This window comes from Parasphingorhabdus sp. (assembly GCF_036963805.1).
Classification (GTDB): domain Bacteria; phylum Pseudomonadota; class Alphaproteobacteria; order Sphingomonadales; family Sphingomonadaceae; genus Parasphingorhabdus.
In genome coordinates this window covers 1-21581 of sequence record NZ_JBALUN010000010.1, presented here as the reverse complement: position 1 = coordinate 21581, position 21581 = coordinate 1, and the positions used below count along the sequence as shown (strand labels likewise).

Annotated in this window: 24 protein-coding genes; 12 read left to right on the top strand and 12 right to left on the bottom strand. The window is 49.5% G+C overall.

What is annotated here, in order from left to right; translation table 11 throughout:
* Positions 1-109 precede the first annotated feature (109 nt).
* The 5 genes from V7676_RS16155 to mrdA all read left to right on the top strand — a co-directional run bounded on the left by V7676_RS16155 (position 110) and on the right by mrdA (position 6150).
* The gene (locus V7676_RS16155) at positions 110-1369 is read left to right on the top strand and encodes an MgtC/SapB family protein (RefSeq protein WP_335660641.1); all 1260 of its coding nucleotides are present in this window, start codon (positions 110-112) and stop codon (positions 1367-1369) included.
* Positions 1370-1614: 245 nt separating this feature from the next.
* The gene (locus tag V7676_RS16150) at positions 1615-2292 is read left to right on the top strand and encodes a DUF47 domain-containing protein (protein ID WP_335660640.1); all 678 of its coding nucleotides are present in this window, start codon (positions 1615-1617) and stop codon (positions 2290-2292) included.
* Between the two features lie 43 nt (positions 2293-2335).
* Positions 2336-3109, top strand: coding sequence for a polyphosphate kinase 2 (gene ppk2 / locus V7676_RS16145; RefSeq protein WP_066745951.1), 774 nt, complete (start codon positions 2336-2338; stop codon positions 3107-3109).
* A 76-nt stretch (positions 3110-3185) separates the two neighbouring features.
* Positions 3186-4079 carry a DMT family transporter gene (locus V7676_RS16140; RefSeq protein ID WP_335660639.1) on the top strand — a complete coding sequence of 298 codons (894 nt, stop codon included), beginning with the start codon at positions 3186-3188 and terminating at the stop codon, positions 4077-4079.
* A 151-nt stretch (positions 4080-4230) separates the two neighbouring features.
* Positions 4231-6150 (top strand): penicillin-binding protein 2, encoded by a 1920-nt coding sequence (gene mrdA / locus V7676_RS16135; RefSeq protein ID WP_335660638.1) that lies wholly within the window; start codon positions 4231-4233, stop codon positions 6148-6150.
* Here the strand turns inward: mrdA and cls are convergent.
* The 3 genes from cls to V7676_RS16120 all read right to left on the bottom strand — a co-directional run bounded on the left by cls (position 6134) and on the right by V7676_RS16120 (position 9409).
* A complete protein-coding gene (gene cls, locus V7676_RS16130) occupies positions 6134-7579 on the bottom strand; it encodes a cardiolipin synthase (RefSeq protein ID WP_066745934.1) in 1446 nt (481 codons plus the stop codon). The two genes, mrdA and cls, sit on opposite strands and share 17 nt — an antisense overlap.
* Before the next feature lie 145 nt (positions 7580-7724).
* A complete protein-coding gene (locus V7676_RS16125; RefSeq protein ID WP_335660637.1) occupies positions 7725-8528 on the bottom strand; it encodes an alpha/beta fold hydrolase in 804 nt (267 codons plus the stop codon).
* A gap of 83 nt (positions 8529-8611) precedes the next feature.
* Entirely contained in the window at positions 8612-9409 is a 798-nt protein-coding gene (locus tag V7676_RS16120; RefSeq protein ID WP_335660636.1) for a universal stress protein, read from the bottom strand.
* Positions 9410-9792: 383 nt separating this feature from the next.
* Here V7676_RS16120 and V7676_RS16115 point away from each other — a divergent pair, with 383 nt between their 5' ends.
* Positions 9793-10428: a methyltransferase family protein gene (locus tag V7676_RS16115; protein ID WP_335660635.1), complete on the top strand. Its 636-nt coding sequence runs from the start codon at positions 9793-9795 to the stop codon at positions 10426-10428.
* Between the two features lie 108 nt (positions 10429-10536).
* Positions 10537-11739 carry a hypothetical protein gene (locus V7676_RS16110; RefSeq protein WP_335660634.1) on the top strand — a complete coding sequence of 401 codons (1203 nt, stop codon included), beginning with the start codon at positions 10537-10539 and terminating at the stop codon, positions 11737-11739.
* A 110-nt stretch (positions 11740-11849) separates the two neighbouring features.
* On the opposite strand, the gene V7676_RS16105 is transcribed toward V7676_RS16110, so the two are convergent.
* The 8 genes from V7676_RS16105 to V7676_RS16070 all read right to left on the bottom strand — a co-directional run bounded on the left by V7676_RS16105 (position 11850) and on the right by V7676_RS16070 (position 17829).
* On the bottom strand, positions 11850-12563 hold the full coding sequence (locus V7676_RS16105) for a PepSY domain-containing protein (RefSeq protein WP_335660633.1): 714 nt from the start codon (positions 12561-12563) through the stop codon (positions 11850-11852).
* 43 nt (positions 12564-12606) lie between these two features.
* On the bottom strand, positions 12607-13116 hold the full coding sequence (locus V7676_RS16100) for a YybH family protein (RefSeq protein WP_335660632.1): 510 nt from the start codon (positions 13114-13116) through the stop codon (positions 12607-12609).
* 203 nt (positions 13117-13319) lie between these two features.
* The gene (locus V7676_RS16095; RefSeq protein ID WP_335660631.1) at positions 13320-13547 is read right to left on the bottom strand and encodes a DUF2933 domain-containing protein; all 228 of its coding nucleotides are present in this window, start codon (positions 13545-13547) and stop codon (positions 13320-13322) included.
* 36 nt (positions 13548-13583) lie between these two features.
* On the bottom strand, positions 13584-14708 hold the full coding sequence (locus V7676_RS16090; protein ID WP_335660630.1) for a copper resistance protein B: 1125 nt from the start codon (positions 14706-14708) through the stop codon (positions 13584-13586).
* Positions 14705-16465: a copper resistance system multicopper oxidase gene (locus V7676_RS16085; RefSeq protein WP_335660629.1), complete on the bottom strand. Its 1761-nt coding sequence runs from the start codon at positions 16463-16465 to the stop codon at positions 14705-14707. The genes V7676_RS16090 and V7676_RS16085 overlap by 4 nt, the downstream gene beginning before the upstream one ends.
* Before the next feature lie 55 nt (positions 16466-16520).
* Positions 16521-17093: an RNA polymerase sigma factor gene (locus tag V7676_RS16080; RefSeq protein ID WP_066745905.1), complete on the bottom strand. Its 573-nt coding sequence runs from the start codon at positions 17091-17093 to the stop codon at positions 16521-16523.
* Between the two features lie 20 nt (positions 17094-17113).
* Positions 17114-17554: a periplasmic heavy metal sensor gene (locus V7676_RS16075; RefSeq protein WP_335660628.1), complete on the bottom strand. Its 441-nt coding sequence runs from the start codon at positions 17552-17554 to the stop codon at positions 17114-17116.
* A complete protein-coding gene (locus tag V7676_RS16070; RefSeq protein WP_335660627.1) occupies positions 17551-17829 on the bottom strand; it encodes a hypothetical protein in 279 nt (92 codons plus the stop codon). Before V7676_RS16070 ends, V7676_RS16075 begins: the two co-directional genes overlap by 4 nt.
* Positions 17830-17975: 146 nt before the next feature.
* Here V7676_RS16070 and V7676_RS16065 point away from each other — a divergent pair, with 146 nt between their 5' ends.
* From V7676_RS16065 to V7676_RS16055, 3 genes are read left to right on the top strand one after another with little or no spacing between them, the layout of a single operon-like run.
* The gene (locus tag V7676_RS16065; RefSeq protein ID WP_335660626.1) at positions 17976-18611 is read left to right on the top strand and encodes a DUF2231 domain-containing protein; all 636 of its coding nucleotides are present in this window, start codon (positions 17976-17978) and stop codon (positions 18609-18611) included.
* 10 nt (positions 18612-18621) lie between these two features.
* On the top strand, positions 18622-19089 hold the full coding sequence (locus V7676_RS16060; protein ID WP_335660625.1) for a DUF411 domain-containing protein: 468 nt from the start codon (positions 18622-18624) through the stop codon (positions 19087-19089).
* Positions 19090-19114: 25 nt separating this feature from the next.
* Complete coding sequence (locus tag V7676_RS16055) at positions 19115-19366, top strand: hypothetical protein (RefSeq protein ID WP_335660624.1); 252 nt, start codon at positions 19115-19117, stop codon at positions 19364-19366.
* 57 nt (positions 19367-19423) lie between these two features.
* Here V7676_RS16055 and V7676_RS16050 read toward each other — a convergent pair whose 3' ends face one another.
* Positions 19424-19696, bottom strand: a complete 273-nt coding sequence (locus tag V7676_RS16050) for a metal-sensitive transcriptional regulator (protein WP_335660623.1) — start codon at positions 19694-19696, stop codon at positions 19424-19426.
* A 127-nt stretch (positions 19697-19823) separates the two neighbouring features.
* On the opposite strand from V7676_RS16050, the gene V7676_RS16045 reads away from it, so the two are divergent.
* Together V7676_RS16045 and V7676_RS16040 are read left to right on the top strand one after the other, a co-directional pair.
* Positions 19824-20111 carry a hypothetical protein gene (locus tag V7676_RS16045; protein WP_335660622.1) on the top strand — a complete coding sequence of 96 codons (288 nt, stop codon included), beginning with the start codon at positions 19824-19826 and terminating at the stop codon, positions 20109-20111.
* Positions 20104-21581: HAD-IC family P-type ATPase (locus tag V7676_RS16040; protein WP_442955457.1), on the top strand; the 1478-nt coding region annotated here is incomplete at its 3' end. The genes V7676_RS16045 and V7676_RS16040, both read left to right, overlap by 8 nt.

Sequence of the window (21581 nt, the reverse complement as noted above, 5' to 3'; positions counted from 1 at the left end):
CCGGAAAAGTAGCATTTTGCGCGATTGGCCCAATGGGCTTCTGGCAAAGCTCGCGTCTAAGACAGCACATGTGCGTTTCTCAACGGGGCTTTTGGGAAATTAGTCAAAGATGATTAACGATGCCCCTCAAATTTCGCATTTGATGCTCTTTGGCCAAAGCCTGGCCCTTGGCTTTTTGGTCGGATTGGAGAGACAGCGCCATGAAAATTCCATCGCAGGGCTACGGACTTTCACATTAATCGCACTTGCTGGTTCGCTCGGCGGCTATATCTGGGCGCAAACTGATTCTCAGATCGGCGGCTGGACGCTTTTGATACTTGTCGCCGCCTGTCTGATGATCGCCCAAATAAAATCCCTGGCTAAAGAGCCTGATACCACGACGGTAGTCGCTGCGCTAATTACCTTTATATTGGGTTATATTTTATGGATTGGCCATCCGTTGTTGCCCGCCGCGATTGCTGTGACAATGACTGCGTTGCTCTATTTCCGTAAAGAATTGCGAGAGGTACCGCAAAGGTTGACCAAACAGGAAATAATATCGTTTTTCCAATTCGCAGCGATCGCCGTTATCTTATTGCCAATATTACCAAACAACAATTACGGCCCTTACGAGGTATTTAACCCCTATCAAATCGGTTGGCTGGTGGTCCTCATCAGCGGGCTTAGCTTATTGGGTTATCTCGCACTTAAAATATTTGGGCATAAGTCGGGCGTCGCAATTGCCGGAGTTTTGGGAGGCATGGCTTCAACGACGGCAACGACCCTGGTTTATGCGAAATATAGCAAGGAACAGGCCGGGTTCTCCAACATAGCAGCAACCATAATATTATTGTCCCACCTAGTTCAGCTCGTACGCATTGGAATAATCGTGGGGATATTGGAATTTATGCTGATACCCCTCATGCTACCATGGCTGATAGGGGGCGGGGTGGCTGGCAGTCTGTTTGTTTTGTGGTCGTATCGCAGGATTGAAGATGCAAAGGAGCCTCTACCGTCAGTATCAACCCGAAATCCAGCGGAAATAGTAAGCGCGGCTATCTTTGCGCTTAGCTTTGCCGGGATATTGTTTCTCGTCGCCTGGATGAATGACGTCTTTGCCGAAGCTGGAGTTTTCTTAGTGTCCTTTCTATCGGGATTGACCGATATTGACGCCATAACAGTTTCAAATCTGAAACTCGTATCGGATGATATCCTTGATCCCAATATTGCCGTTTACGCAATTATATTGGCCTTCTTCGCCAACCTCATTTTTAAACTTGGGATAGTTTTTGTGTTTGCCGACAAGAAGCTACGACGCCCTATTTTAACCGGTTACTTGGTTTTAGTATTTGGCATCTCGGCAGGAGTTCTGATCAATGTTTATATCTGAACCGAATAGGGAGTGCCGTTGGCCATATCGGGTAAAGCTGGCCGAATGCCAGCTATATAGGCGACAAGGGGACGGCTTTTCGCCAACGAAGCAAAAGCCACGCGACGGGGCCACTCGGCTCAGTCAATCGAGCAACGATTGGACAGGCTATGCAATCTGATACTGAGAGCACAGAAACAAAACAAGTTTCGCGATTTTCGAGAATTATAAACACCGTGTTCCCGCGAACGCCGGACTTCTATTCAATGCTTAATGATCAATGTGATGTCGTTGTGCAGGCAATGGAAATGCTGGCCGCCTATATGCAAACAGGCGAGCAGAAACGAGCCGACGATGTGCGAAGACTGGAGCACGAAGGGGATATTCTCAAAATAAGAAATATTGATACCCTTAACCGCTCTTTTTCAACGCCGTTCGACCGTGAGGATATTTATCGGGCGATCACCTCAATCGATGAGGGTTTAAATTATGCCAAGACGACCGTGCGGGAAATGGAAATTCTTGGGATCGAACCCGATGCCCAAATGCTCGAAATGGCAAAGCTTCTGCAATCAAGTGCGCGAAAGCTTCAAAGCGGTTTCGCCACTTTGAAAAAGGACCCGGCCGTGGCCGAACAAAGCGCTGCGGCCGTTCAAAAAGTGGAAAGACAGGTTGAAAAACTATATCGCAAAGCGCTTTCTCAGTTGTTCGATGCAAAATACTATTCCGCCAAACCCCGGGCAGAACAATCCAGCAATCATGATGATTTCTTGCAACTATTGGGACCTTTGGAGGAAACCGATTGTAGGGCAGTGGCTAGTGGATTGGCCTATGTGATGGAAGTTTTGAAGCGGCGTGAAATCTATCGCCATTTGTCAAACGCATCCGACCATTTCGCGCATGCCGGGGATATACTGCATAACATAACTGTAAAAACAACATGATCGGTATTGCAAAGATAGAAATCAATTTTTGAAAGGTGATTGAATGAGTGAAAAGAAAATGCAAAAAAAGGCGTACAAAGCCTCCCTGGAGCGACTCCAATTAGAGTTGGTGAAGCTGCAACGGCATCTGATTAAAAATGATCTCCAGATTTTGATTATATTTGAAGGCCGAGATGCGGCAGGAAAAGACGGCGTTATCAAGCGAATTACCGAACATCTGAGCCCGAGGGAAACGCGCGTGGTTGCCTTGGGCAAGCCTTCTGACAAAGAGCTCCGTTCCTGGTATTTCGAAAGATATGTCGCTCAGCTTCCAACAAGTCAGGAAATGGTTTTGATGAACCGTAGCTGGTATAACCGGGCCGGTGTCGAACGCGTTATGGGCTATTGCACTGAGAGTGAGTATCAAACTTTTATGTCGTCTGTAGTCCCTTTCGAGCGGTTACTAATTGGGTCGGGCATACAAGTTTACAAATATTATCTTGATATCTCAAAAGACGAACAGAAAAGCCGACTTCGCGACCGACGGATAGATCCTTTAAAACAATGGAAAATCAGTCCTGTGGATGAAGTCGCAATTAAGCATTGGGATGATTATAGCGAGGCGCGAAATGCAATGTTCCGCCGGACTCATTCCGACCTTGCACCATGGTACGTGGTTATAACGGACGATAAAAAAACGGCCCGTATAAATGTCATTCGTCACTTGATGTCCCTGGTAGATTGTCCGGACAAGGACAAACATGCTGAGCAGCCTGATGCTAAAATAGTCTTTCCGTTTGACGAGAAATTGCTGGAAAATAAAATAATCGCACCGTGATGGAGATTACTGGCGGAGCCAGTTTGAAGCTCCGCCAGAGAGCGCACCAAGCATCTGACAAAATTCGAGTATCACAATGAATTTATCCCTTATTTTCCAGATCATCACCGTGATGTTTCTTTGGGCCATCTGCTTTCCGTTTATTAGCTGGGGCATAGAGTCTGCGCCGCATCTGACATTTGCTACGCTCCGCGCGGTCCTGTCCGGTCTCGTGTTGATTGTCATTGCGCTAGCATTGCGCCAGCCCTTCCCCACAAATTGGCATGATTGGAAAAACATAGCGGTGGTAGGTATAGGGGCAACCAGCCTTGGTTTTTTTGGAATGTTTCACGCAGCTGAATTCGTGTCTCCAGGTATTGCTACCGTAATTTCAAATGCGCAGCCTTTGCTGGCTGCAATTCTCGCAGCCTTTGTCTTGAGGGAAAAGCTGACGCGGTTGGGTATTCTAGGGATGCTGCTCGGCTTCGGCGGAATCATCTTCATAGCGCTGCCTGGATATCTTTCGGGTGAAAATGCAAGCTATGGGATTGGCGTGGCGTATATCATCCTCGCTGCCCTGGGCATAACCTTTAGCAATGTCTGGATTAAGAAAATCGCCGGATCCGTCGATGCCCTGATGGCAATGGGCCTTCAGCTCCTAATTGGGAGCATCCCACTTGCTATAGCAGCCTCTGTATTTGAAGAGCCCACAACTGTAGAATGGTCCGCCCAGTTCGTACTGATACTCGGGGTTCTGAGTATTTTCGGAACTTCTTTGGTCTATTGGATGTGGTTTTGCATTCTCGAAAAAACATCGTTGAACCGGGCTAATAGCTTCAGTTTCTTCATTCCAGTTTTTGGTTTGGCAATGGGGGCAGTTTTATTTGGCGAATACATCTCCGTGCTCCAATGGCTTGGTATTGTTCTGACCATTTCCGGGGTGTCAATGACCTTTTTGCTTGGTTCAGACCAGAAACAGCCGATCACATGAAGAGCTCAGCTACGACAGCATCCTATATACAGAAGGCCATTCAAGAGCATTGTCTGGTGGTCCGTTTGGCAAAGAACATAGGCTCGTCCTGGAAGTACGAATATACATCCGTCTATAACGTTAGACGTCCAGAAATTCTGAAATTATCGTGATGAAGAAAACCAGAACGATAACCGGCAGCATTCAATCTCTGACCTTCTCCAGACGCGCAACATTGTTAGGCGGTGTGTCAGCAGGTATCGGACTGGTCCTAGCGGGTCGGCTGGGCTACCTTTCGGTCGTCGAGAATAGCCGCTACAAATTGCTATCAGAAAGCAACCGTGTAAATTTAACGCTTATTCCGCCGCGCCGAGGTTGGCTGTTGGACCGCAGCGGAAAGCCTATCGCAAACAACAAAACTGATTTCCGTATCGACCTGAATCCCAGTCGTCTCAAGGACAAGCATGCGACTATTGCAACTCTCAGAAAATTACTAAGTTTGGAAGCGGAAGAGGTTGCGCGAATAAAAGCCGAATTGACACAGGCGAATAATTTTCAGCCAATCCATGTTGCGTCAGACCTGGATTTGAACCGCTTTGCAGCGGTAAGTGTCCGCTTGCCTGATTTACCGGGGGTATCTGCTAGTCGCGGTTTTTCAAGAGATTATCCGCCCGGTGCCGCCGTGGGCCATCTTGTGGGCTATGTGGGAACGCCATCTGCTGAAGAATATGAGAAAAATCCGTCACCAATTCTTCTCGCGCCGGGGTACAAGATCGGCAAGGATGGGTTGGAAAAGAGATTTGAAGAGACTCTGCAAGGTAAACCAGGGGCCAAACGTGTCGAGGTAACCGCAAGAGGCAAGATAGTAAGGGAGCTGGAAACAAGATCGGATGTTCCGGGCAAATCCATTCAACTCACATTAAACGCAGATCTCCAGCGCTATGCGGCTAGGCGGCTAGGCGAAGAATCAGGCTCGGTTGCGGTTCTTGATAGCCAAACCGGGGAGATTCTGACCATGACCTCCATGCCGTCTTTCGACCCAAACAGCTTTTCAGACGGGATTAGCCAGAAAGAATGGCAAATGCTGTCGAGCGATGATCATGTTCCTTTGAGGGACAAGTCACTACGCGGCCTTTATCCGCCTGGATCAACCATCAAGCCAATGGTCGCATTGGCGCTTTTGAAGGCGGGGGTTAAAAAGGATGACACTGTAATTTGCACAGGGCGATTGAAGGTTGGCAATAGCTACTTCCATTGCTGGAAACGTGGGGGTCACGGGCGAGTTAACATGGCCAAAGCCATATATCAAAGCTGCGATATTTATTTTTATCAAATGGCGTTGAGGGTCGGAATTGCGCCAATTGCGCAGATGGCTAAGGCCCTCGGCCTCGGGGAAAAATATGATTTGCCAGTTGCCTCTCAAAGCTACGGCACCGTCCCAGATGCTCGATGGAAACTACGGAAATATAATGAAAAGTGGCAAGCCTATGATACGGTAAACACTACGATCGGGCAGGGGTATATGCTCTCCAATCCCTTGCAATTGGCCGTTATGGTAGCTCGAATGGCTTCAGGACGAGATATTGCGCCTTCATTGCTGCTCGCCAAAAAAATGCCCCCATCTGCAACTCTTGAAATTCCACCAGAACATCTTGCCTTTGTGCGGCAGGCTATGGGTGATGTGGTAAGCCCAATAGGCACAGCCCGCCGGGCCGCGCTGCCGCTTCTAGATATAAAAATGGGAGGTAAAACGGGAACTGCGCAAGTGCGCCGGATAACAATGGCAGAACGGGCAGGGGGTGTCAGGTCCAATGCAAGTTTACCTTGGCGTTACCGCGACCATGGACTTTTTATCGCCTTTGCGCCGGTCGATAATCCGAGATATGCAATTTCTGTTGTGGTAGAGCATGGTGGCGGTTCAGGTTCGGCCTATCCGATTGCGCGCGATGTCATGACATTCCTGTATGACCCGGAAATTGCAATGGATGCGTTGCTCAAACTCGAAGCCAATTGGGGCGGCAGTATAGAAGAGCGAATGGCTAGAAAGCTAGCGGAATTCAAGGGCCGTCAAGTGGTCAAAGCAGGGGACTGACCAGCCGCGCAATATTTTCCACTAGCTTGACTGGCCGCGGACGCTGATCCCAGCTTTCACGGTTTAACCGGTCGCTTGCAGCAATGTTTTTATCTTGTTCTGCTTCTAGCATGTTCGCTACTTTCTCATCATAGAGGATGAGACTTGCTTCAGCGTTCAACTGAAATGACCGGATGTCGATATTTGTGGACCCAATAACACAAATAAGTTCGTCGATCATGATGTGTTTGGCGTGAAGGAGACCGTCGGGATAGAGATAGATGGCTATGCCCGCACGCAGCATCTGCTCATAATAAGAGCGTTGAGCAAGGCCGACCAATTGGCTGTCGGAGGCCCTTGAGAGTATCAGGATTACCTCAACCCCGCGCATAACTGCTGTTTCCAGAGCCTGTACCAAGGCAACGTCGGGAATGAAATAGGGGGTTGTTATGACAATGCGCCGCCGCGCACTGTAAATGAGCGCCACCACAAGCCGGCCAGCGCCAGCAACAGGATAATCGGGGCCGCTCGGCAGCAGCTGGGCTGTTGTGGATCCTGCGCCATGGCGATGTTGAAAAAATGTAGCTTCGTCTAAAACCTGACCGGTTTCAAGAAACCAGTCAGCGGCAAAAACTGCTTGCATTTCAAGTACAACTGGTCCGGCAACATGAACCACCAACTCCCGGTTGAACAAACCAGGTGCGTATTGTGCATCAATAATATTTTGTGAGCCTATAAATCCATGCGATGAGTCGATAATTGCGATTTTCCGATGATTACGCAGGTCTGCGCGGGCCGAACGTCGGCGCAAAAATGTAACCGGAAGCGCCCGCGCTGCTTGAACGCCGCCACTTGTTAGTTGATCAATAATGTCCCGCGACCAGCGACGTGAGCCAAGTGCATCAATTAACACCCTGCATTCAACGCCCCGCTCAGCTGCGTTTTTCAGGGCTTCGATGATTTTCGATCCTGTGCGGTCATTGGCGAATATATAGGTCAGAATATGAACATGATGACGAGCCCGATTTATGTCAGCAACAAGCTCGTCAATCACTCCGTCATAGTCGGCAAGAAGATTGACTTTATTGCCGCCCATTATTGGGAACTGGCCAAGATTCTCAACCAGTTTTGAAGCAGAAGCATACGTATCAGGCAATACGGGCCGCGAGCAAAACTCAGAATGGTTGATTTCATCCGTCGCAATCGCCAGCATTTGCCGTGCTTTTGTGAAACGCTTCCGCCGCCAACGCGGATAGGTCGGCCGACCTATCAACAAATACAGGATAAGCGCTGGAATGGGGATAAAAAGAGCGGCCACTAACCAACCGCGTGCCGATCCGGGGGGCCGCCTTAAGGGGACGACTATCAGCATAGCTATGCGGATCGTCCACTCGGCTATGACGTATCCGATGGAAAATATATCAATGATATTCTGGTTCAAATACGGCATGTGATTTATACCGATCTACATCGCTTTTGCCTGAGCATATTTACCTCCCAAACCTCTGCAGACTTTGAAATTTCTAATTTTTGGCACGCATATCTCGGCAATATTGCTGATTGCTTGGTCGACTTCAAAATGGCGGTTGGGTTGACTAATTTTTCATCGCCAGCGCAATCTGCTCGAGGCACCATTGCTGATTTCGCAAAAGAGGATGATGATCTCCATCTGCCAAAATTTGGATTTTCCACTGCGAACGATTGGCTAACAGTTTCTGGACGCCGGATAGCGGAGCGGTTTTGTCTGCGCTTCCATGCAGGCAAAGGACATTGAAATTGGGATCCAAACTGTCGGCGTCAGCAAAAAGATCATGGCCATAAACGCCGTCCCATAACGAAGAGGTATAAGAGCGCCAAGTGTGGCGGGTCAGATCCTCAACGACTTCACTCGGCATATCGCGCAGTACATAGGGAAGAAACCATCGCAGAACCCAGCGTGTCATCATACAAGCAAGCGCTGCAAAGGCGATATTCGTTGTAACGTACCGTTCAGCCAAATGGCTTTCACTAAAATATTTGATAGCGCCTTGTTTATCGCCAAAATAGGGAAGACTGATCAGGATAAGACGTTTTACCAAGTGGGGAAAGCGAGCGCAAAAAGCTATTGCGACGATGGCCCCGAATGAATGACCGACAATGGTCATTGCCTTTTCGTCACGAAGGACCTGATAAAGTTCGTCGACATGGCGATCAACAGTATATTTTGTCCAGGGTTTTGGGGACTGGCCGTAACCCAGTAGATCAACCAACAATAGCTGATGATGGTGGGCCAGTGGTTTGACGCGAGATTTCCAATAACGCGTTGAGCCGGCTATACCATGTAAGAAAACCATGGTTTCGCCTTCTCCGCCGAGTTGTTCGCTATAGAGCATAATGGCTAAAAATTCTGTAGAGCGCATATTCTTGACCCGCGAGTTTCTCATTTCGCGCCAGTTCAAATCTGCGTATCACTTCCACCCAATCATCCAACTGCTAGCAATCCTCAATGGGACAACAAGAGAGGAATGGCGCTGTTTTGTAGCATGTGCCGGGTAACACCGCCAAAGATCATTTCGCGTGTTCGAGAATGACCATAGGCGCCCATTATAATGCAACTGGCTTGAATGTCGCGAGCAGCTATTTCCAAAGTCTCTTCTATCGACGCCTTCGCGGTAAGTGTTTTGATTTCGGCCGAAATGCCATGCCGGGACAAAAAGTTACCTGCATCTTCTGCCGGGAAGGCTGAAGAGGCTTCATCGATAACAACCAGATCAACGCTCGCAGCTTTGGAGATAAGCGGCAAGCTGTTTCGAAGAGCATTGGCAGCCTCGGCTGATCCATTCCAAGCGATCATCATTGGTCCGACCGGATCGAAGCTCGAAGCATTAACCGGAAATGCCAGTACGGGAATGGAGACGTGAACCGCTAAATCGGCCGCAATATGAACCGCAGGTGCATCGTCTCCGGAACCACTCCCAACGATGACCATATCCGCCAACCGAGCAGCCATAATCAATTCACTAACTGTATCGCCCGTGCGAACCTGCCAGTCCCAGCTAAGCTCTTCTTCAGAAAGCCGTGTCTCTGTTTCACTTCGTAAGATCTTGGAGGCCCCTTCGGCGTCGCTAAGCATTTGACCATAATTCATTCCCGACGCCTCTCCTGCCCATAATACATAGGGTAATGGCAGTATTTGCAGGCAGCTCAGATGGGCTTCTTGGTCATGCGCGAGGGATAAAGCCGCTTGCAAACGGCCTTCCATGCCAGAATTGCCCACGATAGGCAGAAGAATGGTTTTCATAATGGTCCTTTCCGGAAATCACTGTCGAACGATGTGTAAGAATAATGACGGATGATAGACCTGAACGTTACAGTTAGCCGATTCTGGCAGCGACCTGTGAGAGCATTTCGAAAATGAGGACTTACGCCATTGGAGGCAGATTATATTCATCGTTTTGCACCAATGTGTTTCACGATTTTGCGATTAAAATAGCGTTAGCACTGTAACGAAAAACACAAGTCTGCGTCTGTATCTACTAACGCCGGAAAATCATCTTTTTTCGTTCTTCCTTCAGCCATGAAACTTATTTGGGAAATTGAAGGCAGGGCAGGGATATTTTTTGGGGACCGCAGGGCATTTTTCTACGCAAATGGTTTAACTGATTATTGGTACGGAGATTATTTATGGGCACGTTTGGATGGGGGTTGGCCGTGATCATGGTCATCGTGATCTCTTGGGTATTCTATAGATATTTTGCACCAAAGGGTTGGCGCGAATGGGCAGGCGCGGGACTGGTACAGGCATTTATCATCGCGCTTTATGCCGAAATGTACGGCTTCCCGTTGACCGTGTACCTCGCCATCCGCTTTTTTGGTTTGGATAGGGAATATGTTAGTAACAGCTTATGGTCGACATTGCTGGACTTTAGCGAAACAGGAATGTTTGCGGCGATGATTTTGGGCTACGGCGTGGCATTTACCGGAATCGGCCTTTTCATTAAAGGTTGGAAAGAGGTTTATCGTGCCCGTCAAGAAAACGTGTTGGTGACTACCGGCCTGTACCGGTTTGCAAGACACCCTCAATATACTGGACTTTTCATTGCCCTGTTTGGGGAAGGCATCATTCATTGGCCTACCATATTTTCGATTAGCCTCCTGCCACTCATCGTGATTGCTTACTATTTTCTTGCACGCAAGGAAGAGCGGGAAATGCTCCGGAAGTTTGGGGATGATTACCGTGTGTATCAAAGCCAGGTTCCAATGTTCATCCCTCAATGGGGGCGATGGAAAGCGATGAGGAAAAGCTCACAGGAATCTTGATGTCAAAAATTCAGTTTGTGGATTGATGCAATTAAGCTTTGGCGGGATTATTCTTCTTGAACGTTCTGCCGCGATCATCAATCTATGATGCCCTAGCGGGATGACAATATGATATTGAATGTTGTAATCATCGCAGCCATAATTTTTGCAGGTGCGTTGCAGCTTTCCCCCAGACTTTCGCGATCACCGGTTTGGCGGGCAACTGTTACGCCATTGGCGTCGATTATCGGTAGCGGATTTCTAGTTCTCGCCCCCATTTTGGTGTACGCCTATGGAAGCAAGGCGCCGCTTGTTATGGGCGCACTCGTCTTTGGCGCCTATTTGTTTGGCAGTGCAATCCGTTTCAATATCACGGTCCGCAATGGGCCAGTCACTTTTCAGGACTACGTAGCAGAGAAACTGGAAACTGTTGCCTCCTGGGCGCTGGCGCTCGCCTTCATGATTTCTGTCACCTATTATCTCAATCTCTTTGGCGCCTTCGGGCTTAGCCTGACATCGCTCAATAATCCTGCCAATGCCAAGCTACTCACCTCATTCATTTTTCTGGTCATTTTGATCGTTGGGTATACGCGCGGTTTTTCCGCACTTGAAAAAATGGAATATATAGCCGTTACGATCAAACTGGCGATCATCGCCGGCTTGTTGGTGGGCCTCAGCTACTATTGCTACGAAAAGGCCATGAGTGCAGCGCTCGTCGTTCACCCGCCGCAATTAACGGGTTGGGCGGCCATTACACTTGCTTTTGGCTTGATTATTACTGTCCAGGGGTTTGAGACTTCAAGATATCTGGGCGATGATTATAGCGCCGCTGTTCGGGTTAAATCGATGCAGCTAGCGCAATTGGTGGCCGCTGCAATTTACATGATTTATATCACGCTGTTCGCATTGTCATTTGAGCATGAAGAATTCCAGCTGACGGAAACGGCAATCATTGATGTGATGGAAATTGTTTCTCCAATATTGCCCTGGATATTGGTAGCCGGGGCGTTGGCTGCTCAATTCAGCGCCGCCATAGCCGATACAAGCGGGTCTGGCGGTCTGATTGCAGAATTAACAAAAGGCAGGATTAGTCCGCGCAATGGCTATGTGTTGCTCGCAATCATAGGTTTGATATTAACTTGGAGCGCGGACGTTTTTCAGATTATCAGTTATGCCTCTCGCGCCTTCGCCCTTTATTACACTCTGCAGGCAGCAATCGCTGCTCGAATGGCATTTCTCCTTCCAAAGCAGAGATGGCGCGGCTGTCTCTTTTCCCTTCTCGTGATTTTTGGTATTCTAATTGTTGGGTTTGGCGATGCAGTTGAAGTCTGACGCGCGCAGACACAAATAAAAACTCAATGTAAGCTAATCACCACGTTTTACGCAACGGCGCTATGGTGAGGTTTTGTTGATAGGGTTGAGCCTGATTCTTTGTCCAAACACTAGCTAGCATTTTTTCTCCGTCGGCGTTTCAATGGCCAGCGTTTGACAAGAAGTGTCAAACCCGAAACGGACATTACGACACCGCCGAGCGCAAAGGCTATCAGCCACCAGCTGTTGAAGTTTTCATGATTTTTCCAGTCCATTATGTGAAGTGACCAGAAGAAGTCGTAAAATCGCCAGGTAGTACTTCGGACAGCCGAAATGTCCCCTGTAGCCACAGGAATGAAAATCCTCACGTCATCAATTGTGCTCACTTGCCATGCGGGCAAAGCACCGCGATACTCGACCGAATTTTGGGTGATTTTGTTAACTGCAGCGAATTGAGGCTCACCGTCAATCCACGCCTTGCTGGCAATATTAAGTGCATCGGCTTTGGTGATCGGTGCGAGTGGCTTTGCAGTTAAGCCATCAAGGAGATAAGTTTTTTCATCCATCCCAGTTACTTCCGCAACGGGCCGTTCCATCAGCATCCGGTATCGCAAGGCACGAATTGGGCCGCCGGCTTGCTCTGCAATTATACTCGGCGAAACCAGCTTGCTAATATTCGCGACTGGCTGCACCTCGCGCGATACCAAATGTTCGCTTCGCACGGTCTCGATAGGCAAAATGCTCATGATCGAGCCGCTTACAAACCAGAGCAGTAGCTGCGCGCCGATGATCAGTGCGAGCCATTTATGTATTTTGCTTGCCTTATTATGAACTTTTGTCGACATCTATCCCCCCGAAAGCACGCTGACTATTTTACTTGGAGCTTCATCATTCAGCCTTTTTGGGAGCGCGCGAAGAAGAATGGTACCGCAGAATTTTCCAGTTATCGCCTTCACGAACCAGCACAGACGTCGCAATGCCGGTGCGTTCGATTTTACGATCATCATGCAAAACTATTACATAGCCATAGGTCTCGGTTGCAAACGCTGTATTATCAACCTGAGTTATTGAGACTGTCGGCTGCGTGAAAGTAAAGCTTTTTACATGATCTAATTCGGGACCCAGATGATGTTCCAGATAATGAAGAAATGTTCCCTCAGCCTTACCATTTTCGAATATTTGAGATTCTTCTGAAAACAGCGGCTTCATCTTTGAAGCATCAAGCCTTTGAATGGCGTCCCGATAGGCGGTTAGAACATTTTCTGGAGAGGATCGCGTTGAATTTTGAGGATCCGCTTGAATTGCGATCGTCTTACTATCAATTTGGGCGTCACTCGATTGTGCTGCGAGACCACTGGCTGGTGCGAGAGCGAGCAAGATTGCATTGAAAATTATCATAGTTTTATCCATTGGTTATTGTCCCCGGCCTATTAACTAAGCGCAGAAACCTTCCGGCAGTTTTGCCAAGTTTGGCTTTAACCTCACGCCTATCATAAATACTAAGCCGCCCATATATGATTGTAAGAATTGGAAATATGGCGCTGATCAGAATCAGCGACCAGTGAGGCAGGAAACCAGTCATTAGAAAGAAGTTTCCCTATTCATTCTTTCCCGTTCTTATTTGACGACCTTTCCCCCCCTCCACGCATAAACAGAAACATCGTAATGCAAGCTAGCAGCACGATGCCGAGGAGTAGATATACGCCAGGGATATGGGCCTGATGTTGGTGGGTCATCAAATAGCCGCCAATGACGACCGCGCCGAGAAAAACGACAATATAGGTGAGCGTTAACGCGATACGGCGGGGAGCCGGCTTGTTATTTTTCATCGAACTTTCCTTTGAACGGAACCACTTGAAATCCTGCTAGAACCAAAAACGTATTCCCACGACATAGTTGGTGACCGATGGATCTTCGCCCGCCGCTCGCGCAAAGTCACGGCTTCCTCCGAGCTTCCACTCTTGATCAATTCCGATATAGGGCGCAAATTCCCGCGCAAATTCGTAACGCAGCCGAAGCCCCACCTCTAAACTGTCCAGACCAGCGCCTACGCCAAGTTCGGGAATGTCTTGAGCGGCAAGACTAACCTCCGCACGCGGTTGCAAAATCAGGCGCTGGGTAATCTTCTGATCCAGCTCGCCTTCGATACTTGCTGTTAGATCACCCTTATTGGAAAGAAACAGTGCAGCATCCAATTCAAAAAGATAAGGTGCGAGACCTTGTATACCAATCACCGCGTGGGTGCGTTCGGGTCCTGTCAGGTCTTGTCTGATACCGGCCTGAAAATCGAAAAATGGTGCAATTGCCTTGCTGTACAGAGCTTGCACTTCTGCGCTTTCAATGGCTTCTCCAAAGCTGCCTTCGCCTTCACTTTTGAACCAGAACTTTTCAAGGTCGCCACCATAATAGCCCTGGACGTCCCACAAATAACCGTTTTTACCTTCCCGGGCTCGAAACTCTAGGCGGTCCCCTTGAAACCAAAATACTGGCGTGCCGCTGACCTCTCGGGCAACGCCAGCACGTGAAGCGGCCATTGCCTCTGCGCCAACAAACTGATCAGCGGCATATGTGGGTCCTTCAAACGCTTCTGGGGGTGGAGGCGCATTTACGGGCAAATCTAATGGCATGTCGTGACCGGTATGGGTATCAGCTATTTTGGATTGCTGGTTCATTTTGCCATGATCCATTTGGCTGTGATCCATTTGGGGATCACTCATGGAATCCATTTGCATATCCTGAGATGCTTCCGCTTCATCGGCGCCATCATGCGGCAGGCCTTCATGATCCATTTCATCATGGTTGACGGGAACATCATCCTGCGCCGTTTGGGCCGCATCCATATTATGGCCTGCATGAGGATCGGGTTCGTCGGCCAGCGGCTTTTCATCAGGGTCAACCATAGCGGGCATATTATGACCGTCATGACTTTGCGCGAACGCGACATTGGGCACTGCTGTGCTTGACAGCAGGAGAGCAATCATCATTTTCATGATTTGTCTCCATCCAGCGGGCGCACGGTGACGACCTGAAACATCCCGTTATGCATGTGATAGAGCAAGTGGCAGTGAAACGCCCAATCGCCCGGTTCGTCTGCCGTGAGGTCAAATTGCGCGCTACCGCCTGGTTGCACGATAACCGTGTGTTTCAGAGGTTGGCGATCATTTTTCGCGCCGTTTACCAGTTCGAAGAAATGGCCGTGCAAGTGGATGGGATGCGCCATCATCGTATCATTGACGAGTTTAACCCGGACACGCTCATTGAAAGCGAAGCGGATGGGATCATCTGTGACGGCAGAAAATTTCTTGCCGTCAAAGGACCACATATAGCGCTCCATGTTCCCGGTTAGGTGAATTTCTTTAAGCCGTGTGGGAGTTCGAACTTTGTTGGGTTTGGCGGCTACCAATTGTTTGTAATTGAGAACGCGGTGACCAACCTTATCAAGCCCAATTCCGGGATCGCCCATGCGATCAACGGGGTTCATCGCGACCATGTCTACACCCGGGCCGACCTTGACCGAAGGCGGCAATTTGGACGTATCACGCATATTCATGCCGCCCGACATATCCATATCGGCCATTGCCGCTCCGGCAACGGCACCGCTAGCGCCATGCGCCGAATGATCCGTCCCACCTTCGCCGTGTCCGGACATGCCCATATCGGCCATAGTAAGCAATGGTGGATCGCGAAGCGGAGGAACCGCCGCACGCGCTCCCGGGCGGCTTGCTAAGGTAGCAAGTCCCATGCCTGAGCGGTCCATTGATTCAGCAGCGATTGTATAGGCGTCGCTGCTCCCCGGCTCAACGATGACGTCATAAGTTTCGGCATTGCCAATTTGGAATTCGTCTACTTGAACCGGCCGGACGTTTTGTCCATCGGCTTGGATAACGGTCATTGGCAGGCCAGGAATACGGATATTGAAAAACGTTGCAGCGGCCCCGTTGATAAAGCGCAAACGTACACGCTCGCCCTTCTTGAAAAGATATTCGAGTCCATCTTCAGGACCATGCCCGTTGAGAAGATAGGTATAGGTTGCGGCAGATATATCTCCAATATCGGTTGGCATCATCCGCATTTTGGCCCACATTCGCCGCTCGTCTGCCGAAAGCGGATAGTCATCTGTCATCGTGCGCTGATTATAATTAAAATAGCCTTCGCCCTTTTTAAGTTTGGCCATGATCGTGTGCGGATTCATGGGCGACCAGTCAGACAGCATCACTACATAATCCCGGTCATATTCTACCGGCTCTGGTCCCTTGGGGTCGATGATGATTGGGCCATAGTGGCCCATTGGTTCCTGCAAAGTGTGGGCATGCCACCAATAGGTTCCTGCTTGGCGTATCGGGAATTCATAGCGAAATGTCTTGCCAGGTTCGAGCGCCGCCATTGTGACGCCGGGAACACCGTCCATTAAGAACGGAACAAGCAGCCCGTGCCAGTGAATTGACGTGCCTTCAGAACTATCATTGACCATGTCGACGACGAGGTTCTGGCCTTCCTTGAGGCGCACCAAAGGGCCAGGGATAGTGCCGTTTACGGTAACAGCCGGTCCGCGCCGACTGCCGGTCGTAAACGCGGCATCAGCAACCGTCATTTTCATATATTCGCCGGAGAGAACATCACTGCCTTTGCGGGCTAATGTGCCGTTTTTTGTTGCACGGGCCCATGCGGGCATCGCTGCTGATAATCCTGCAGCGCCGCCCAGCGCCAAAGATGAAGTAATTAATTTTCTGCGGTCGAGGGAAAGCATAAATTCTGTCCTGAATATAAGGTCTGTGTTCAACCTCATTACGCGCCCAAATGGCCTATCCCTCAAAATTTTTAGCTGCATCCCGCAGTTTATTTCGCGCGCGGTAAATTCGCGATTCAACTGCCTTTTCCGAAATGCCCAGAAGAGCAGCCGTTTCAGCCTGACTGCGTTCATCAAAAGTCACCAAAACGAAAGGCTCTCTTAAAGAATGGGGAAGGGTGGCGATTTTTTCTTCCATTAGAGAAAGCAACTGACGGGATTCCAGGTCGGAAGATTGATCCGGTGTTTCGTCAGCTGTTTCTAATTCGTACTCCTGGCCGCTTCCAAACTCAAAAAAGCGGCGCACTTTGCGCCGCCTCAAATGATCACGACATTTATTAAGCGTGATTCTGGTTAGCCACGGAGCCAACTCGCGGCTCTGATCAAATTGACCAATTTTGAACCATGCCGAAGCCATTGCGTCTTGCACAGCATCTTGCGCTTCGTCTGAGTTATGCAATGTTCTAAGGGCGATATTGAGCAAGCGCGGGCCATGGCGTTTCGCCAGAGTGCCAAACGCTCTCCGGTCTCCATCAGCAGCCCGGTTTGCAAGGATATTGTCCCCTTCAACTGAAATTGGCCGGTCCATTTCAAATTATGCAATTGATGTCATTGCGGGTCAGCGGTAAGTGCATCGCCTACGTGACGGTCAAATATCTTTTGCTGATCGGGCGTTAACAGGGAGCGCATTTCAAAAACATGCGCGATTGTTGCTTTTTGTAACTCCCCCATGCGGTCGTGAACGTCTTCTACCGCCAATGCAACTTTAGGACCAAATTCATGCTCTTCTTCCATAGCGGTCGCCAGTTCGCCATTGGCCGCGCGCAGCGATAGCTCCAACGTACGGCGCTTTACCGCAAATTTATTCTCCATTACGTCGAGGTCTTTCATTTGGGTCTGTGAAAGACGAAGTTCTTGATGAACAAACCCATGAAGGCTGAGACTTTCTCCATTTTGCGCTGACCATTTGTTGGCCGCTAAAGACCCCAGAAATCCAGCAGCCAGTGCCAGAAAAATCAGAAGCGCGATGCGAAAAGGCCCCATTCTCATGGTAAAATGTGCAGCAATGTGGCTGGTGAATAGTCCGGCCCATCGCTCAAATAACTGGAGCCACTGCTCGCTATAGCTTCATTGCCGCCACTTATCATGCCGACGCTTAACGCGGTGACCAGCATGATTGCTGCCAGGCCATTGCGTCCCCTTGCAAGCTGTCTGCTTTCAATTTGAGATACACGGGACCAGATACCGGCCTCAAAATCCGGACCAATATCAGGTGATCTTTGATGGCCTAGATCTTCCATAATTTTACTAAACTTCTCAGTCATTCAGCTTTCCTTTCCAAAACTGCCTTCCTGATTACCTTACGCGCCGCATTCGGAAAACCCTCAATAAAATTTGAGGGGTATGGGCGTTAGATGCGTAACAGTGACATAGCCGCAGTATCAAACAGCGGCAGATGTGGAGTCTTTTTATGCACTGGCGCGCAATCAGTTTGGCAGTATTTCTAATATTTTCGCCAGTTTCAGCATTGCAGGCGCACGAGGCGCACCGCAATAATGAGCCTGATCCCGTGGCCCAATCGACCGAACACAACCCCGCCGACAAAGGCATGCCGTCGATGCAATCTGGAGATACGCTAGATCCGCATGCCGAACATGCCCACAAGGCGGCAACCGACAAAGGCTTCGACCTCATCGATTTTCTCGGTCGCTTACATCCTATGGCGGTTCATTTCCCAATCGCACTTTTCCTGGTTGCCGCGCTGGCCGAGTTTATCATGATTATCAATCCGACGGCAGGTGTAGGGAGTTCGGTTCGGTTCCTTGTCTGGGTCGGCGCTGCCGGCGGCGTCGTTGCTGCAATATTGGGATGGCTTGCAGGCGGCATACGCATGAGTGATCGTTCGGAGATTTTGGGACTTCACAGGTGGACAGGCACCGGCATCGCCATAACCGGTATATTGCTCGCTCTTTTGTCCAATGCTCCCGCAAACTCGGGCAAACGCACCGTGTTCCGCGTCGGGCTGGCGGCCGTAGCACTGGCGATATTAATTCAAGGCTATTGGGGTGCAGAGATGTCGCTCGGCCCCAACCATATGGGAATGTAGAGGAATACTTATGACCAAAAACTTATCTATTAAATCTTTACGCAAAGCAGCCAGTGGTATGACGCTCGCGTTGCTGGCAGCCTGCACAACAGCGGTAAGCGCCGCCCCAATCGTTATGTACCGGGATGCTGGATGCGGTTGCTGTTTGAAGTGGGCGGATCATGCCGAGAAAGGTATGGATCGGACGATCACGGTTAAAGACGAAGCTAATATGCGGGCGCGTAAAACCGCTTTGGGCGTTCCGCCGATGCTGGCTTCTTGTCATACCGCTGTTATTGACGGCTATGTCATTGAGGGCCACGTCCCGGCAGCTGATATCAAGCGATTGCTCGAAACCCGCCCCGCTGGAGTGAAGGGTCTTGCCGTGGCAGGTATGCCTATTGGTTCGCCCGGCATGGAATATCAAAATCAAACCCAAGCCTACCAGGTCATTGCGTTCGGGACAGAAGCGCCGCGCGTTTTCGCATCGTACAATTGAGATTTAAACCAAGAAAGGAAATATCATGAAGAAACTGACACTAATTTTGGGAGCCATAGCTCTGACATCTGGCGGGGCGGCATTGGCACATGACCATAAAGCCGATGCGTCTCCACGGCCGCAATGCCAAATGATGAAGGACGGCAAGAAGGTAGAAGGCATGATGAAGAAAAATGCCGCCGGCAAAATGTCTTGCCAGATGATGGATCATTCAAAAATGGACCATAGCAAAATGGATCACAGTAAAATGGATCACGGCAAAGCCAAAAAAGAGTAAGGTCGCGGGATTGGTCCGGGGTCTTGATACCCTTGCCTCAGGGCTCCGGACGATTTTCTATTTTCCCATTTTTCCGAACAAGTTGATCAGCTCGGCTATTTTTTCCTTTTGATCAGCTTTGTCGCCAGAGGTGAGGGCTTCCTGCACGCAATGATTGGTGTGCGTTTCGAGAATTTTCATCTTGGCGGCACGCAATGCGGCCTCCACAGCAGAAAATTGCTGAAGAATGTCAATGCAGTAACGGCCATCCTCCATCATTTTGGCAATTCCGCGAACTTGACCTTCAATCCGGCGCATCCGTGTTATTTCTTTGGCGAATTTTTCTGTCATATTTTTCTTATGCCTTATTTTAGTTGGCTTGCAATCAAAAGAGTCTGCCCAAACTTCAATTTTCAGGATTGACTAATAAACTATACCCCTCTATGGTATATTTATCAACTAAAAGATGGAGATTAAAATGTCCAATATCTCAACGAGTAAGCAAATTTTTATTTGGGGATGGACGCTGAGTCTATTCCTGCTTATTAGCTATCTGATTTGCATCGGCTTTGGCGTGCTAGCTCCTCAATGGGCGCATATGCATGAAGCCTGGGCGCCTTGGCTCCCTGGATTTGAATGGCTAACATGGCCCGGTTTTCTCGCGGGCGCTGCCGGCAGCTTTGCTTATGGCTGGTATATTGCGCTGTTCGGCATTCCGCTCAAACGTTTCATTGAGAGCCGGATTGGAAACACCACTAATGGCTGAGGTTAATCCTTCCCCCGGTGGCCTTACAGGCCATGACCACAGCCACGAAGGCTCTTCAGATCATGTAACAGACCCTGTCTGCGGCATGACTGTTGAGCCGGATAAAACCGAGCATCATGCGCATCATGATGCTCGGGATTATCATTTTTGTTCTGGCGGATGCAAAACCAAATTTGTTGCCGATCCAGAATATTATATTTCTGGAAAGCATCGTGAGGCACAAGACAATACGCCCGCCGGAACGATCTATACGTGTCCGATGCATCCGGAAATCCGGCAGGAAGGGCCCGGCTCATGTCCCATTTGCGGCATGGCGTTGGAACCTGAGACCTTTTCACTCGAGACAGGTCCAGACCCAGAATATGTTGACATGCGTCGTCGTTTTTGGGTGAGTTCACTTTTCACAATCCCGTTATTTATTTTCGCCATGGGAGAGCTACTCCCAGGCAACCCGTTTGAAGACTGGTTTGACCCGCAGACGGGACAATGGCTGCAACTTCTACTTGCAAGCCCGGTCATATTGTGGGGTGCTTGGCCATTCTTTGTTCGCGGGATTCAATCTGTAAAAACAATGAACCTCAATATGTTCACCCTGATAGGTTTGGGCGTGGCTGTGGCTTACGGGTTCAGTGTTTTTGCTACTTTTTTCCCCAACATGTTCCCGGACGCTTTTCGGGGTCATAATGGCAATGTTGCGATATATTATGAAGCCGCGGCGGTCATTACGACGTTAGTTTTATTGGGGCAGGTTCTGGAACTCAAAGCCCGCGGTCAAACATCAAGCGCATTGCGCGCGCTTCTTGAGTTAGCACCACCAGTAGCCATTCGCGTAAATGCAGATGGCTCGGAGGAAGAAATTTCTCTTGATCAGGTGCAATTGGGCGACCGCTTGCGCGTGCGCCCCGGTGACAAGATACCGGTAGATGGCACAATTGCCAAAGGCTCAAGCACTGTAGATCAATCCATGATAACCGGCGAACCGATTCCGGTAAGCAAAGCCGAAGGTGATGACGTGACGGGGGGTACGGTCAACCAGACTGGTAGCTTCGTGATGACCGCTGACAGAATTGGCAAAGACACATTACTGGCAAAAATCGTACAAATGGTCGCAGAGGCACAGCGCAGCCGTGCGCCTATCCAAAAGCTTGCCGACACGGTAGCGGGCCTCTTCGTGCCTGCGGTGGTTCTCATCGCGATCGCCACATTCATCATATGGGGTGTCTGGGGGCCGCATCCCGCGCTGGCTTATGCGTTGGTCAATGCTGTAGCAGTGCTCATCATTGCCTGTCCATGTGCGCTTGGCCTTGCCACGCCCATGTCAATCATGGTCGGCACCGGCAAAGGCGCACAGAACGGGATATTAATCAAAAATGCCGAAGCACTCGAAACATTAGAGAAAATTGACACCATTGTGGTCGACAAGACCGGCACTCTCACGGAAGGCAAACCAAAGCTGGTATCAGTAGAGCC